This window comes from Arthrobacter sp. TS-15, from assembly GCF_006964045.1.
In the GTDB taxonomy this organism is placed as follows: domain Bacteria; phylum Actinomycetota; class Actinomycetes; order Actinomycetales; family Micrococcaceae; genus Arthrobacter.
In genome coordinates this window covers 273,262-287,729 of record NZ_SDXQ01000029.1, presented here as the reverse complement: position 1 = coordinate 287,729, position 14,468 = coordinate 273,262, and the positions used below count along the sequence as shown (strand labels likewise).

Here is a 14,468-nt window from a genome sequence, read left to right as displayed (position 1 = left end):
CCCTTCGTACCTAAGATGAGGCTTTACTTGGCTGTGGCGGCCTGATCATCGGAGCGGTAGGCGTGGATCTTCTCTTCCACGGCTTCCTCGCCGGGCTCGCAGTTGGAGTCGAGGGTGATCACGCCATAGGTCCAGCCACTGCGCCGATACACAACCGACGGCGCGTTCGTTTCCTTGTCCAGGAACAAGTAGAAGTTGTGTCCAACAAGCTCCATGTTGTCCACAGCATCATCGAGGGTCAGCGATGCTGCGGGAAATACTTTCCGGCGGATCAGGACAGGTGAGTCGCCTGCCGGAATGTCGTTCTCGATGTCGTAAGGAGACCGCTCATCTACCGCCGGTGCGGACTCATGATGATTGCTTGCCTCGACGTAAAGCGGCTCACTCGTACTGGCTGGTTCAAGTGTGGCCGTGGCTTCGCGCACAGCCTTGGGTGTGTGGCGGCCGTGGTGCACCTTCTTACGGTCCTTCGCACGACGAAGCCGCTCAAGCAGCTTGTTGTACGCCAGGTCGAAGGCAGCGAACTTGTCGGCGGCTGTGGCCTCGGCACGGATAACGGGGCCCCGGCCCAGGACGGTGACTTCTACGGTGAGCTCGCCAGGCGTCTGCCTGGGGTTGGTTTCCTTGGAAACCTTTGCGTCAACCCGCTGGACCTTATCCCCCAGCGATTCAATCTTTGAGATTTTTTCGCCGGCATATTCGCGAAAGCGGTCAGAAACTGTCAGATTTCGTCCGCTGATCATGAACTCCATGGTGCCCTCCAATAACTCAGGTGACACGACAACGGCGCTGTTGGGGGCTTGTCTGACGGACAGTCGAGCCCCTTTCCGAGCCGCTATCGACAGGTACATCTTTTCTTGGTACCCACAACCGACGTTAGTTCATCGCCACCGGTTATTCATCCTTTAGCCACTTATTTTTTGATTGAGTCTTAAGGACCGAACCGGGGTGGTCCATGGCCGCTGCGGAAGCGTAGGCTGGTGGCCTCGTGGCTGCGAGTACAACTGCGCCTGATACCAAGCCACCGGCAGCCGTGACCGCCCTTGCCGCCTCAGCGAGTGTGGCACCAGTGGTCAGGACATCGTCAACAAGTATGCATTTGCGGCCTTTGAGCTTGTCCGCTTGTCCCCGCCGTACTCTCATGGATCCTCGGACCCGGCGGGCGCGCTCACCTCTTCCAAGCCCCTTTTGACCTCCGCCTCCATATCGAACGGAAGCACGTCCCAGAACTTCGTCACCAAGCCGGGCCGCTCTCTGCCGGACAGAGTCGGGGCCCGCCACAAATACCCTCCACTCCCCCGACTTCTCCAGCACGTCAAGAATGGGGCAATGGAGCAGCATTCGGCGGATTCGGAGGAAAAAGAGCAGAAGGTGTACCGGGCTGAATCCTCGCCTCCGGAACGCCTTACCGCTACTGGGAACGGGCACAAGGCAGTAGCCGGAGCGGCCGCCGATGGCAGCATCCACGGCTTTGCCCAAGCAGGGAGCCAGAACAGAGGCAAGGCGCCATTGGCCGTGGCTCTTGAACGAGAGGAGGCACCGGGCGAGCTCATCCCGATACGGCCCCGCCGCCACCACCCCGATCTTCGCTGTTCCATTGATGTCAATCAAAGCGGGTGACTCAAGTTCGGCCCGAAATGGGTGCCGGCACAGCTGACGGATTCTTCTTGCGCAACTGCTGCAAAGCACCGCATCTTCCATCTCACAGCAGACGCAGTCCACAGGAATGAGCACTGCCAGCAGGTCAACCACAGTGCCATGCAGGGCGGCGATGATCCGGCCCGTTCTTCCTCGAAAAGGGCCACGACGCCGCGCCCCGGCAGGTTCAGGAAAACCGAGGTCGGGATCGATACGGCGGCGGAGCCGGTTACGGAACCATGGACCAAGGGAGGAGAACGTCATTCTGGCAGTTTGAACGTGATGTTCGCCTTGAGGAGGGCACGAGGGGAGCTATGTGGATAAAGGAGGGAAACAGGCGCCGGGCGCTCACCCCGGGAAGGCTGGTTCGGTAGGTCCCTTGAGCTGGAGCTCCCAGCCATTTCCGACGCGTTGGAAGATCCCTGCAGCCGACTGTCCGTAAATTTGCTCGGCGCCGTTTCCGACGCTGAGGCTGGTCAATCCATCCCAAGGGGCCAACTGCTGCGGTTCACCGGATGCCAGCGACAGGAGTTCCGGAACCACTGTTGAAGTAGCCGAGCCGGACATCACCGCCACCGTGGACCCGTTGACCCAGGCGCCTTGATCGGCAGCACTACTACTGAGCAGTGTGATGGGAAGCGTGAGGTCCTTGGGAACACCGTCCGGGTTGCGGACGATGCCCGTGATCTGCACGGCGGATTTACCGTTTGCCTCGGAAATGACCAAGGCCCTGGTTCCCTCGCGAGAAACCCTGAAATCCTTGACTGTTCGTCCCGTGAGCCAGGCCGGCGTCATGGTGACACTGGGAATCGCGGCACCTGGAGCTATCCCTGTGGGTTTGTAAGCCACAACTTCGGCGGCACCGGTTGCACCGGGCCCCGCTGTCCAGACCCAATCGTTCGGACTGAAGGAGGGTCCGGTAAGAGTGCTTCTGGTGGTTAGCTGTCGCGCTGCCTGCCCTGGTTCGATGGAGTAAAGCGTCGTTTTGTCGCCGTTGAGGAAAGCAGCGGTCTGGGAGACCGGCGACTCAGCGGGCGAGTGGGGACCAAGCCCGGCAACCGACTGTATGTCCGGCAGCGGAGTGACCCTGTTGTTCTCGTAGCGCACCAGATCGCCATTGTTCACTGCGATCTGGCGGGCAGGAACACTCTTGTCCAGCACCGGGGGCAGAACTGTCCCGTTGTCTTCAACACGCACCAGGTCCTGGTCGGCACGGAGCTGAACGTTAATGACATCGGGCTGACTACGGAACGTCAGTGCCAACTGATTTTGCATCCTCTGCCGGTCCTCGGCGGAGGCGTCAAAGAGTTCCTTGGCTGAGAGGTCCACCTGAGCTGCGCCGGAAACAACCGGCACAGATTCCCGTGCGAGCTTCATCCCCGAGGGGAAGGCGCTGACCACTGCCCCTCGCAGGTAAGGGGCCGGCCCGGCAAGCAACGCGCTGGTCATGGACTTCACGGTGTTCTTCTTGATGAACCATCGATAGTCCGGCACCGCGTAGGTAAACGTCGGGTCATAGAAGTAGATGGGGTTGGCCCCGTAAATCACTTTGAACGTCTCTTCGGGGATGGCGGTGCCATCGGGCACCTTGGAAATACGCCATTCGCCCTCCACCTTCTCGAGCGTCAAGGGGATGGTTTCCTTGGTTCCGGGAGGGAACTGCGTTGCAACGCCGTCAGCATCCACTGAATAGGCAACGTCGAGCTCGTAAAGGTATTCGTTCTCCCCCGCTGCCTTGACTACCCGTTGCTCGCGAAACACCAAGGCGCGTTTGTCCGGTTTCCACGTCACCGACTGCGCCTGCGTCAGGAACTGGCGTGCCACGGGGTAGTCATCCTCATAACCGCTACCTGCCATGTAGAAATCCTCGATCACGGTTTCCGGGCTGGAACCTGCACGCGGAGCGGCAGGGAAGAAGACCGGGGCGTTGGGATTGCCGGCGCCCTCGTCCTTACTCTTGCCAACAGGCCCGGAGCGGGGAATTTGGGCGCAGGAAGCCAGCAGAATCATCAGCACGGCAAACAATGCGACCACTGCCCTGCCGCGTTGTGACCTTCCCGCACTCATGAGATCTCCCCTGTTCTGCCCTCGCCGGGACCGGGATCTCCCCCGGCGGCTTGGGGTTGCGCCGGAGTGTTGCCGGATTCCGGGGCCAGTACAAGCATCTGCCGTTCGCTTGGCGACCCGGGAAATTTAATGTCCGCAGGCTCCAACTGAAGGGGAGACTTCACAATGGTGCCGCCTTGCCGCAACGGAAGTGTCAACCGGAAGTTGGAACCGGCGCCCTTTCGCCCCCATGCCTGGAGCCAGCCGTTATGGAGCTTGGTGTCCTCGGCAGCGATGGAGAGGCCCAGTCCGCTTCCACCGGTGGTCCGGGCCCGTGCAGGATCTGCCCGCCAGAACCGGTCGAAAACCCTGGCAGCCTCAGCCTGGGTCATCCCAATACCGTGGTCCCTTACTGACACCGCTACAGCATCATGGTTGGCCGCAACGGAGATGTGGATTGGCTTTCCCTCGCCGTGTTCCAGGGCGTTGAGCAACAAGTTACGGAGAATCCGGTCGATCCTGCGCGAATCCATCTCCACGATGATGCTCTTCTGGCGGGCGTTCAGTCGCACTTCGGAGCCGTACTCCGCAGCAACCGGTGCCGCACCCTCCATGACGTGCGAGATCACTTGGAAGATGTCCTGCGGTTCTGCATCAAGGACGGCGGCTCCAGCGTCAAACCGCGAAATCTCCAGCAGATCCGACAGCAAGGACTGAAAGCGCTCAACCTGGTGGTAGAGCAACTCTGCCGACCTCTTGTTCATGGGATCAAAATCTTCGCGGGCATCGAACAGAACCTCGGCCGCCATGCGCACGGTGGTCAGTGGGGTACGCAGTTCATGGGATACATCGGACACAAAGCGCTGTTGCATCTGCGACAGGGTGGCCAATTGGGTGATCTGTTCCTGGAGGCTTGCGGCCATGTGATTGAAGGACGCGCCCAATCTCGCGACCTCGTCTTCCCCCTTGACCACCATGCGTTCCTGCAACTGGCCGGCAGCAAGCTTTTCCGACACCACGGCAGCATGGCTTACCGGACTGACGACGTTACGGGTCACGTACCAGGCGATGGCACCAATCATGAGGACAAGTGCCGCACCACCCGCCCACAGGACGTTCTGGATCTCGTCCAGTGTCTGTTGGGCTGTGTTGAGGTCGTAGATCAGATATAGCTCGTAGGCTGTTCCGTTGAATGTGACAAGGTTCCCCACGGCAATACCGGGTCTGTCCTCGTTTCCCACCGGGAACTGTGTGGAGGCCCAAAATTGCTGCTTGCCACCGCTTTGCACGGCCTTGCGCAGCTCGGGGGGAATGACGCGGACCGTTAGTTGGTCCGAAGCACGTGACTCGACCCACCGGTTACGGGGTTTTGTTTGTTCCGGGGCGGCTTCAAAAACGTATCTACGCTGTATAACCGAGCCGCGGCCTTCCACGGCAGTCAACGTGTCATAGACCAGGGTGATCACGCTTGACTGGTCGGTGACCTGCGCGCCGTCGAACGTGTCCTGTACTTGTTTGACGTTGAACCGTGACTCGGATTCCGCCTGGGCCAGCCGTTCCTGGAACAGGTTGTTGGCGATTTGGTTGGACAGGTATGCGCCCACAATGGCGAATGACGTCACTGCCAGAAGCAATGTGGTGAGGACCGTGCGGAACTCCAAGGACCGGCGCCAACGCCGCAACAGTGAACGCCAGACGAAGCGCAGTCCTGGCCTGATTTGCCTCATGCCAAGAGACACAAGGCGCGTAATCCGAAGGACGAGAATCAGGCCGCGGCGTGTCCAGATCCGTGCCCGGGACAGGAGCCAGGAAAGACTCTTGGTGTTCCTGGCGGGCCGCTCGTGGGTGGCGCCCACTGGCTCAGGGGAAGTTTCCGGGGACTCTGACTGTGCCGGGGTCACATGCTCGACTCCGGCCGCGCCGGGATCCTTGGCCCCCGGGTTCTCGCCCTCCGCGCCGGTCTTTCCGACCGGCGACTCAGGAACCTGCTTTATATCCGACACCACGCACCGTCAAAACGACCTCGGGCGCTTCGGGATCACGTTCAATCTTGGAGCGCAGCCGTTGGACGTGGACATTGACCAGCCGCGTGTCGGCGGCGTGGCGGTATCCCCACACCTGCTCAAGCAGAAGTTCACGTGTAAACACCTGCCACGGCTTGCGGGCCAACGCAACCAGGAGATCAAATTCAAGGGGAGTCAGCGAGATCCGCTCTCCGCCCCGGGTCACCAAGTGACCTGCAACGTCAATAGTGACATCGGCAATGCGCAGGGTTTCGGGGGCCTTCTGGTCCCCGGGCCGCAACCGCGCACGAACCCGCGCTACAAGCTCAGCGGGCTTGAAGGGCTTGGGCACGTAGTCATCGGCGCCGGATTCAAGGCCACGAACCACATCCGAAGTATCAGATTTTGCGGTGAGCATGACGATGGGAACGTCCGACTCGCCGCGGATTTGGCGGCATACCTCGATCCCGTCCGAGCCCGGGAGCATCAGGTCCAGGAGCACCAGGTCCGGCTTCGAGGAGCGGAAGATCTCCAAGGCCTGGCCGCCGTCTGCGCAGAACACCGGCTCGAAGCCATCATTGCGCAGGACGATGCCAATCATCTCTGCGAGTGCTTCGTCGTCGTCAACTACCAGAATGCGTGCCTTCATAGTTATATATTCCCTTATCGCCAAGTCTTTGTCCCGTTGGGCGCAGCGCACGGCATGGCGCCCCCGGGGCACTTCCACCGTACTGCACTGTTATTCACCACGCTCCGTGATGGCCGCGCGGGCGGCAGGCTATGAGGGACGACGGCGGGACTATAGGCTGGGTGCGAAGGTCCGTGTGGGGGACGTCGGGAGTCGGCGGGCCGGATCTTATGGGGAGGAAATCGTGTCACAGCCAGAGCACGGCCAGAATCCACCGCCGGGTGGTCAGCCCGCGTGGGGTAACCAACCACAAGGCGGCAATCAGCCACCGTGGGGCGGCCAACCACAAAACGGCAATCAGCCACCGTGGGGCAGCCAACCACAAGGCGGCAATCAGCCGCAGTGGGGCGGCCAACCACAGTGGGGCGGCCCCCAGGCTTGGGCTGCGCCGCAGGCTGGCGGGCAATATCGTCCAGGTCAACCTCCTGGCGGCTGGCCTCCAGGTCCACCCTACGGGCAACCCTTTTATGTCGCGCCTCCCAAGCCCGGAATCATCCCCCTGCGTCCGCTGCAATTCGGCGAGATCCTTGATGGCTCGTTCCAGACGATCCGCCGCAATGCCGCTTCCATGTTTGGCTCCGCGCTGATCGTGCAAGCCCTCGGGGCAGTCCTGATCGGCATTGTCACGGTGGGCATGGTCCAGTTGTCCACTACCTTTGAATCCGTCAGTTCGGAAGCGGAGTTTGCCGACGCGATGGGTCCGTTCTTCGCGTTCATGGCCGGCACCCTAGGGGTTTCGGTGCTGATTGGGTTCCTGGGATCCGTCCTCCAAGGTGTCCTGGTGGTGCCCGTCTCCCGTTCGGTGCTCAACCGGCGGACAGGATTCAAGCAGATGTGGAAACTGGCGGGCCCCCGGATAATTCCTCTGCTGGGCGTTGCTGCGCTGCTGACGCTGGGCGGCCTTCTCGCCGTTGCCGCGGTGATCGGGATTGCGATCTTGCTGTTCACCGCCATGGGACCTGCCGCGCTGCTGATCGTCCTGCCTCTGGGGCTGGGTGCAGTGGTGGCCTTTGTGTGGATCGGCCTGAAGTTGATGCTGGCCCCTGCAGTGATAGTGGTGGAGCGGACCGGAGTTTACGACGGACTTCTCAGGTCGTGGAAGTTGACCAGGAACAACTGGTGGCGCATTTTCGGCATCACGCTGGTGGTAGCCATCATGGTGGGAATCATCGCCCAAATTGTCCAAATTCCCGTGTCCTTGGTCTCCGCCGCCATCGGTGGAGTAGTGGCCCCCCACCCCGACGCGGAGTCGATGACCTCCACGCTGGTTCTGACGACCGTGATTTCCACGGCGATCGGGGCACTGGTGGGGTCTGTAACGTTCGCCTTTCAAGCGTCCGTTTCCAGCCTGATCTACATGGACCTACGCATGCGGCGGGACGGTCTGGATGTTGAATTGATGCGGCTGATGGAAACGGGTTCCGATCCTGAAGGGATCCCCGGCGGACCATCCAATGCGCCCGCTAACACCGCCTGGCCACCGAGCGAGGGACAGTTTCCGTCCGCTCCCCCAGGGCAGCAACCTCAGGCATGAGGGCAGCCGCGATCGATGTATTTTCGTCATGGGCATTGATGGAACCGCCTGTGATCCCGGACCGGGACGAAGCGCGACGCTGGGCCGTTGAGGAGCTATCTAACCCCCGGTACCCGGACGCGACGCCCGGCTGGCTTGAACAGATGTGGCGGGATTTCATGGATTGGCTTTCATCCTTGGATGGTGGATCCGGTGCCGGGCCCAACATCGCTGTTCCGTTGATGGTGGTTCTGGCTTTGGTGCTCATCATCGCCGCCATCTTCTTCGTGAGGCCGAGGTTGAACGCCCGGAGGGCTAAAGAGGCGGAAGACCTCTATGGAAACGACCGCACAGTCGACGCAGAGGGCTACCGTGCACGGGCGGCGACAGCAGCCGACGGCGGCAACTGGCCGGCCGCCGTCGTCGATCAGTTCCGAGCTCTTGTCCGCTCCGCGGAAGAACGGGACATCATTGATGCTCGAGCCGGCAGGACCGCAGACGAAGCCGCCGCTCAATTGGGCGGGGTTTTTGGTGCGGCACAAGCCAAGCTGATCGCCGCTGCCGGTGTTTTCGATGCCGTGCGGTATGGCGACCACCCGGCAACACGCGCGGACTACGAGTCGGTCCGCCAGCTGGATGCTGAACTTCTTGCGCTGAAGCCTGACTTCGCAGGACAGGCCAACGCTGGATTCGCGGTTCCCCGATGACCACGAAGGAACATGTGGGCCAGGAGGAAATCACTACCACAGGGTTCCCGGCCGGTCGGGGCTTCAAAGCCTGGTTCCAAAAACACCTCGTGTGGATTGCTTTGGGGGCCTTGCTTGCTGGTTTGGTAATTTTCCTGGCTATTGACAGCGTTGCAGGCGCCACCGACTCCCGGCGCTTGTCAGCGCGGAACCCGGCACCGGACGGCGGAATGGCGGTAGCCGAGATCCTGGGGCGCCACGGCGTGTCCGTCACTCCGACCGAGACGTTCGAGGACACGTTGGAGGCGCTATCAAACAAAGATGACGCCACGGTATTCCTCTTTGACGCACAGGGCTTCCTTGATCGGTCCCAGCTTGAGGACATCACAGCAGCAGCAGACCGTGTAGTGGTGGTGACTCCACGCCTCAGGACGCTCAACGGCCTGGCTGAAGGTATCCGCCCTGGCGGCGTGGTTCCGGAAGCGATACAGGTCATTGAACCGGGTTGCGGGCAGGACGATGCCTTGGCAGCGGGCCGCGTATCGGCGCAAGGATCCGTCTTTTCAGGACCCGTAGTTTGCTACGCCCCGCGAGGGAGCGGACCCGGGTTGTACGCGGAATCAGCCGATGGCAGGGTCATTGTTTTGGGCAGCAGGGAGCTCTTGGACAATCAACACGTTGCGCTGGAGGGAAATGCGGCCCTCGCCCTCCGAACGCTGGGCAACAACGCGGACCTCGTGTGGTACCTCCCCGGGATCGGAGATATCCCTGCGTCAAATTCAAGCCCCACGCTCAACGAGCTCGCGCCGCGATGGCTTGCCTTCGCCGGCCCCTGGCTGGGCTTCGTAGCCCTGCTGGCCATCGTATGGCGGGGCCGGCGCATGGGCCCTTTGGTTTTCGAGCCACTGCCCGTGGTGGTCAAGGCCGCCGAAACAGCAGAAGGGCGTGCTCGCCTTTACCAGGACTCACGTGCTGTGGAGCGGGCCGCCCGGAATTTGAGGGCCGGAACCCTGTCACGGCTGGCCCGGCACTTCAACCTTGGAGCCGACGCCACCACCGAAGCAATTCTGGATACAACAGCCCGCCATGTGAAGCTGCCGGCCACGGAAGTGCGGTCCGTCCTGATCGACTTCATGCCCGAAAGTGAAGGACAGCTGGTGCAGTGGGCACAACAGATTGAACGAATCGAACAGGAAGCGATCGCCAGATGAGCAGCCACACGGACAGCAACAGCCACTACGCGGAGACGACGTCCCAGCAGGAAGCCCTGCAGAACGAGGCGTCGCAGCACGAGGCGCCACCTTCAGAAAACGGGCAGAGGCACCCCCTTGAGGATCCGGCACGGCAGTCGTTGCTCAATGTCAGAGCCGAAGTGGGCAAAGCTGTAGTCGGTCAGGACTCCACGGTTACCGGCATGCTGATCGCCCTGCTATGTGACGGACATGTCCTCCTCGAGGGTGTTCCCGGCGTGGCCAAGACCCTTTTGGTCAGGGCTTTGTCCACCGCTCTGAGCTTGGACACCAAGCGTGTTCAGTTCACTCCGGACCTCATGCCCGGTGACGTCACGGGCTCTTTGGTCTATGACTCCCACACGTCCGAGTTCACTTTCCGTGAAGGCCCGGTGTTCACCAACATCATGCTGGCCGACGAGATCAACCGAACTCCGCCGAAGACCCAGGCTTCACTCTTGGAGGCAATGGAAGAGCGCCAGGTTTCCGTGGACGGCGTATCGCGTCCACTGCCAAGTCCGTTCATTGTTGCGGCCACCCAGAACCCTGTGGAGTACGAGGGAACCTATCCCCTGCCGGAGGCGCAGCTGGACCGTTTCCTCCTCAAGTTGACCATGCCGCTGCCCGGCCGGGCTGAGGAGATTGAAGTCATCCGCCGCCATGCCAGCGGGTTTGATCCCCGCAACCTTTCCGCAGCCGGCGTGCGCCCGGTGGCTGGCGCCGTCGAGCTTTCCAACGCCCAAGCAGCCGTTGCGCACGTGGCTGTGGCTCCGGAGATCCTCGCGTACATCGTTGACGTTGTTCGCGCCACAAGGTCTGCGCCCTCATTCCAACTCGGCGTTTCGCCGCGCGGGGCAACCGCGCTGCTCAAAACCTCAAAAGCGTGGGCGTGGTTGTCCGGCAGGTCCTTCGTCACCCCGGACGACGTCAAAGCGTTGTCCTTGCCGTGCCTGAGGCACAGGGTAGGTCTGCGGCCGGAAGCCCAGATGGACGGCATTGTGGTGGACGATGTCTTGGGCAGTATTCTCGCCTCCGTCCCGGTACCGCGATGATCGCCGGGGCGACGTTGGCCGAGGGGGCTTGAGTGGCCATAACGGGTCGTTTTGTGTTGCTTTCTCTGCTGGGTCTGGTGCCGTTGGTGGCTTTTCCCGCGTGGAGCACTGTCCTGTTGGTTGGCGCGGGGCTGGTTCTTGTGCTGGTGTTGGATCTGGTGCTGGCGGCGTCGCCCGCTCAGCTTGCCCTGGAACGCGTCCTCCCTGGAAACGTGACGCTCGAGGGCAAAGCTGACTCTGTAGTGACCATCACCAACCCCACCCGGCGCACATTGCGGGCGGAAGTCAGAGATACCTGGCAGCCCTCAGCGGGGGCCGTGAACTCTGCGCAATCCCTTGTGGTCCCGGCTGGTGAGCGCCGGCGCATGACAGTGACCTTGGTCCCTCGGCGACGCGGCGACCTTACAAGCCCCCATGTGACCATCCGCTCCATGGGTCCCCTGGGAATGGCGGCGAGGCAGCGCACACGCGTCCTGCCTGGCCAGTTGCGGGTCCTCCCGCCGTTCCACTCGAAACGTCATCTCCCATCCAAACTCCGGAAGCTCCGGGAACTGGACGGCAGGGCCGCCGTGCAGATCCGCGGGGCAGGTACCGAATTCGACTCGTTGCGTGACTACGTCCGCGGTGACGACGTCCGGTCCATCGACTGGCGCGCTACCGCACGCCGCACATCGGTGGTGGTGCGGACGTGGCGCCCCGAGCGCGACAGGCGCGTGGTGATTGTTCTTGATACTTCCCGGACGGCGGCAGCAAGAATCGAAGATGAACCGCGGCTCGATACTGGAATTGAGGCCGCTCTGCTGCTCGCCGTGCTGGCCGAGCGCGGAGGCGACCGTGTGGATTTCCTCGCCTACGACCGGAGGCTCCGCGCACGGGTTGAGTCGGCGTCGAAAGGAAATTTGCTGGGTCAGCTCGTTCAAGCCATGGCTCCCTTGGAGGCTGAACTGATCGAGCTCGATTGGCAGCAGGTTCCTGCTCAAGTGCGTGCCGTCTCGGCGCATCGCTCCATGGTGGTGCTGTTGACGGCGCTTGACGGCGGCGCCCCGGAAGAGGGCCTCCTGCCTACCGTTGCCCAACTGGCACGCCAGCACGTTGTGGTGGTGGCATCCGTCCGGGATCCCTTGCTTTCTGCCATGAAGAAAGAGAGGACTACGGCGAGTCAGGTTTTCCGGGCAGCGGCGGCCGAACGCGCGCTCTTGGAACGCTCAGCGGTGATGGCTCAGCTCCGGCAGCTTGGAGCCGAGGTGGTGGATGCCGAACCCCACGATGTTCCTCCACTGCTCGCTGATACGTATATTCGCCTCAAAGCAGCCGGCCGGCTCTAAAGCAAAGCTCCAGCCTAAGTACGGCTCCGATGTTGTGTTCAAGGAAGGACTGCCATGAATAGCCCCATCTACCAGCTGGCGCTGGGCGAGGATTTCGCCCGGCTCACCCCGGAACTCCAAAAGTATTTCTCGTTGGCGGCCGGATCGGGTTTCTATGGAATAGGCGAAGGCGTCTTTGACGTGGTGGGGTGCCGGCAGAAATGGTTGCGGCCGCTCCTCGCATTGACAGGAGGCGAGGAAGCCTTCTTTCCAGAGTACGGCGAGGGAATTCCGTTCCGGATCGAAAACCACGCCCATGTGGATCCTTTCGGACGCCCGGCACTAACAGCGCGCCGGGAGATCTACTTCCCGTCCGGAACACGGCTCTTCCACGATACGACCAGCGCCATCCTGCCTGGCCATGGGGATCGAAACGCCCGCTTGGTGGACCATGTAGGCCGTTACCGCCGACTGGTCACGGACCTGGATGTCAGCGTCACCTCCCAAGGCCGCCTCCGTGGTGTGTCCCAGGCGAGCAGGCTCTTCCTGGGCCCCCTGCGCATTCCGCTGCCGGCAGCCCTCGACGCACGAGCGTATGCCGAACAATGGTGGGACAACGACGAGGGCAAGCACCGCATTCAGGTCAAGGTCATCCAGCCACAGATCGGTCTGGTTCTTGTCTATGCAGGACGCTTCGACTACCGCCTGGCACCGTACTTGCCAGGAATGGCCCCCGGTAACTCCCTCCCCCGCTATGCCGAACCAGACCGCTGGGAAAAGAGAATCTGACTTTCCCTGAGGTCAGCCCTGAGCCAGCTGGTCCAGTCCGTCAGCCACTTGTGTCAGTTTCGTCAGAACGTCTTTGGCCGTTGAAGGAGTGAAGTCTGCCAGTCCAGTGGAGGGTGTGACGCGCAGTCCCGCCAAGCCGGATGCAGGAAGGCCCAGCTGGCGCCACGGTTTCCAGATGCTTTCAACTACCTCGGCCGTACGCGGTAGTTGCGCCCGGGGATCGCTGGTGGAAAGCGCCCCTGCCCACACACGCTTACCGTCCTCCACGGCTGCGGCCAGCTGTTCCCACTGGCGTGACGTCAGGGCCTTCAGGGGAACTGCGACGCCATCAGCACCGGCGGCGAGTACCCTGTCGATGGGCGCTTCAATTTCCGGTATGGAGACCACTGTCTCCATGACGCCAGCAGATTTCAGGGCGTCGATCACCAGCTTCCAGGCACCTGTGACTTCCTCACCGGAGATGGACCTCAACGTGCGGTAGCCACTGGCTGTTGGAATGGTCCCTGCCATGACGGAGGCAATGTCCGGTTCGTCTATCTGGACCACCAACCGGGCGCCCGGGACACCGGCGGCAATGCGGCTGAGGTGCTCTCCCACGCCTGCGGCCAAGGATTCAGCAATGTCCCTCCGAGCGCCGTAGTCCAAGAGTGCCCGTTCGCCACTGTGCAGGTGAAGATTGGCCGCGAGACTCATGGGTCCCAGCACCTGGATCTTGAACTCCGTTGCTGAAACATCCTCGGCGCCGGCGACGTCGGCCAAAATGTTGATGTCGGTCAATAGTGCCGAGCTGGCGCGACGGGCATCTTTACCGGGCCTGTCCACCAAACGCCAGCCGTGGGGTTGGACGTCGAGTGCGAGGTCAATCAGCAGGGAACCTGTCCGCCCAACGGCGTCCGATCCCACCCCTCGCTCCGGCAGTTCGGGCAGGAACGGAAGATGGGGGTCTCCCAACTCGCCCCTGATGATCCGGTTGGCTTCCGCGGGATCGGTGCCGGGCCACGGCCCTAGTGCGGTGGCGCTGGCGCGTACGCTTTCCACTTCTGTCACGGGTTAGGCCTGCTGGCTGGAGATCTGGTGATCCTCGGCGATGGCCTCGTGATGGCGGATCACTTCACTGATGATGAAGTTGAGGAATTTCTCTGCGAAGGCTGGATCGAGGTGCGCATCCTCGGCGAGCCTGCGCAAGCGGGCGATCTGGGCGGATTCGCGGCCCGGATCTCCGGCGGGAAGCTTGTGTGTGGCCTTCAGGATGCCAACTTTTTGGGTGGCCTTGAAGCGTTCAGCGAGCAGGAAAACAAGTGTTGCGTCAATGTTGTCGATGCTGGACCGGATGGACAGCAGCTCATCCATGACGGCACGGTCCACGTGGCCGGCCAAGGAGCTCGCTGCCGGGTTGAAGGAATCGGCGTCATGGGGAAGGGCGTTGTTCTGCTCGGTCATGCACCCCAGTCTATGGTGTGAGGTTGTACCGCCGTGGGTGTTACCTGACGTGATGGCGAAGGCACGCCCTCCGCAGATGA

General features: G+C 61.9%; 14 protein-coding genes. 7 read left to right on the top strand and 7 right to left on the bottom strand.

Annotated elements, in window-relative coordinates:
• Window positions 1-23: 23 nt before the first annotated feature.
• Together hpf and EU811_RS24190 are read right to left on the bottom strand one after the other, a co-directional pair.
• Entirely contained in the window at window positions 24-752 is a 729-nt protein-coding gene (hpf, locus tag EU811_RS11585; protein WP_142938555.1) for a ribosome hibernation-promoting factor, HPF/YfiA family, read from the bottom strand.
• Between the two features lie 142 nt (window positions 753-894).
• Window positions 895-1,143: a phosphoribosyltransferase gene (locus tag EU811_RS24190; protein ID WP_223940543.1), complete on the bottom strand. Its 249-nt coding sequence runs from the start codon at window positions 1,141-1,143 to the stop codon at window positions 895-897.
• A gap of 186 nt (window positions 1,144-1,329) precedes the next feature.
• On the opposite strand from EU811_RS24190, the gene EU811_RS24185 reads away from it, so the two are divergent.
• Window positions 1,330-1,620 carry a hypothetical protein gene (locus EU811_RS24185; RefSeq protein WP_223940544.1) on the top strand — a complete coding sequence of 97 codons (291 nt, stop codon included), beginning with the start codon at window positions 1,330-1,332 and terminating at the stop codon, window positions 1,618-1,620.
• 366 nt (window positions 1,621-1,986) lie between these two features.
• Here EU811_RS24185 and EU811_RS11575 read toward each other — a convergent pair whose 3' ends face one another.
• Genes EU811_RS11575 through mtrA form a run of 3 tightly spaced genes read right to left on the bottom strand, consistent with a single transcriptional unit; the run spans window position 1,987 to window position 6,336 of the window.
• Window positions 1,987-3,705, bottom strand: a complete 1,719-nt coding sequence (locus tag EU811_RS11575) for an LpqB family beta-propeller domain-containing protein (RefSeq protein ID WP_142938553.1) — start codon at window positions 3,703-3,705, stop codon at window positions 1,987-1,989.
• Window positions 3,702-5,690, bottom strand: coding sequence for an MtrAB system histidine kinase MtrB (gene mtrB, locus EU811_RS11570; protein WP_142938552.1), 1,989 nt, complete (start codon window positions 5,688-5,690; stop codon window positions 3,702-3,704). Before mtrB ends, EU811_RS11575 begins: the two co-directional genes overlap by 4 nt.
• Window positions 5,662-6,336, bottom strand: coding sequence for an MtrAB system response regulator MtrA (gene mtrA / locus EU811_RS11565; RefSeq protein ID WP_090818324.1), 675 nt, complete (start codon window positions 6,334-6,336; stop codon window positions 5,662-5,664). The genes mtrB and mtrA overlap by 29 nt, the downstream gene beginning before the upstream one ends.
• Window positions 6,337-6,559: 223 nt before the next feature.
• On the opposite strand from mtrA, the gene EU811_RS11560 reads away from it, so the two are divergent.
• From EU811_RS11560 to EU811_RS11535, 6 genes are read left to right on the top strand one after another with little or no spacing between them, the layout of a single operon-like run.
• Window positions 6,560-7,909, top strand: coding sequence for a DUF7847 domain-containing protein (locus tag EU811_RS11560; RefSeq protein ID WP_238703388.1), 1,350 nt, complete (start codon window positions 6,560-6,562; stop codon window positions 7,907-7,909).
• Window positions 7,906-8,595 carry a DUF4129 domain-containing protein gene (locus tag EU811_RS11555; RefSeq protein WP_142938550.1) on the top strand — a complete coding sequence of 230 codons (690 nt, stop codon included), beginning with the start codon at window positions 7,906-7,908 and terminating at the stop codon, window positions 8,593-8,595. Before EU811_RS11560 ends, EU811_RS11555 begins: the two co-directional genes overlap by 4 nt.
• The gene (locus EU811_RS11550) at window positions 8,592-9,785 is read left to right on the top strand and encodes a DUF4350 domain-containing protein (RefSeq protein ID WP_142938549.1); all 1,194 of its coding nucleotides are present in this window, start codon (window positions 8,592-8,594) and stop codon (window positions 9,783-9,785) included. The genes EU811_RS11555 and EU811_RS11550 overlap by 4 nt, the downstream gene beginning before the upstream one ends.
• Window positions 9,782-10,855, top strand: a complete 1,074-nt coding sequence (locus tag EU811_RS11545) for an AAA family ATPase (protein ID WP_223940548.1) — start codon at window positions 9,782-9,784, stop codon at window positions 10,853-10,855. The genes EU811_RS11550 and EU811_RS11545 overlap by 4 nt, the downstream gene beginning before the upstream one ends.
• 32 nt (window positions 10,856-10,887) lie before the next feature.
• Complete coding sequence (locus tag EU811_RS11540) at window positions 10,888-12,180, top strand: DUF58 domain-containing protein (RefSeq protein WP_142938548.1); 1,293 nt, start codon at window positions 10,888-10,890, stop codon at window positions 12,178-12,180.
• A 54-nt stretch (window positions 12,181-12,234) separates the two neighbouring features.
• Window positions 12,235-12,948: a DUF4166 domain-containing protein gene (locus tag EU811_RS11535; RefSeq protein WP_142938547.1), complete on the top strand. Its 714-nt coding sequence runs from the start codon at window positions 12,235-12,237 to the stop codon at window positions 12,946-12,948.
• A 12-nt stretch (window positions 12,949-12,960) separates the two neighbouring features.
• On the opposite strand, the gene EU811_RS11530 is transcribed toward EU811_RS11535, so the two are convergent.
• Window positions 12,961-13,995 carry a hypothetical protein gene (locus tag EU811_RS11530; RefSeq protein WP_142938546.1) on the bottom strand — a complete coding sequence of 345 codons (1,035 nt, stop codon included), beginning with the start codon at window positions 13,993-13,995 and terminating at the stop codon, window positions 12,961-12,963.
• Between the two features lie 3 nt (window positions 13,996-13,998).
• Window positions 13,999-14,388 (bottom strand): chorismate mutase, encoded by a 390-nt coding sequence (locus EU811_RS11525; protein ID WP_142938545.1) that lies wholly within the window; start codon window positions 14,386-14,388, stop codon window positions 13,999-14,001.
• Window positions 14,389-14,468: the final 80 nt, after the last annotated feature.

Excerpts from the sequence above, each read along its gene's own strand:
- hpf (WP_142938555.1), bottom strand. The coding sequence starts at position 752 with ATGGAGTTCATGATCAGCGGACGAAATCTGACAGTTTCTGACCGCTTT.
- EU811_RS11535 (WP_142938547.1), top strand. The coding sequence starts at position 12,235 with ATGAATAGCCCCATCTACCAGCTGGCGCTGGGCGAGGATTTCGCCCGG.
- EU811_RS11545 (WP_223940548.1), top strand. The coding sequence starts at position 9,782 with ATGAGCAGCCACACGGACAGCAACAGCCACTACGCGGAGACGACGTCC.
- EU811_RS24185 (WP_223940544.1), top strand. The coding sequence starts at position 1,330 with ATGGAGCAGCATTCGGCGGATTCGGAGGAAAAAGAGCAGAAGGTGTAC.
- EU811_RS24190 (WP_223940543.1), bottom strand. The coding sequence starts at position 1,143 with ATGAGAGTACGGCGGGGACAAGCGGACAAGCTCAAAGGCCGCAAATGC.
- EU811_RS11550 (WP_142938549.1), top strand. The coding sequence starts at position 8,592 with ATGACCACGAAGGAACATGTGGGCCAGGAGGAAATCACTACCACAGGG.
- mtrA (WP_090818324.1), bottom strand. The coding sequence starts at position 6,336 with ATGAAGGCACGCATTCTGGTAGTTGACGACGACGAAGCACTCGCAGAG.
- EU811_RS11555 (WP_142938550.1), top strand. The coding sequence starts at position 7,906 with ATGAGGGCAGCCGCGATCGATGTATTTTCGTCATGGGCATTGATGGAA.
- EU811_RS11525 (WP_142938545.1), bottom strand. The coding sequence starts at position 14,388 with ATGACCGAGCAGAACAACGCCCTTCCCCATGACGCCGATTCCTTCAAC.
- EU811_RS11575 (WP_142938553.1), bottom strand. The coding sequence starts at position 3,705 with ATGAGTGCGGGAAGGTCACAACGCGGCAGGGCAGTGGTCGCATTGTTT.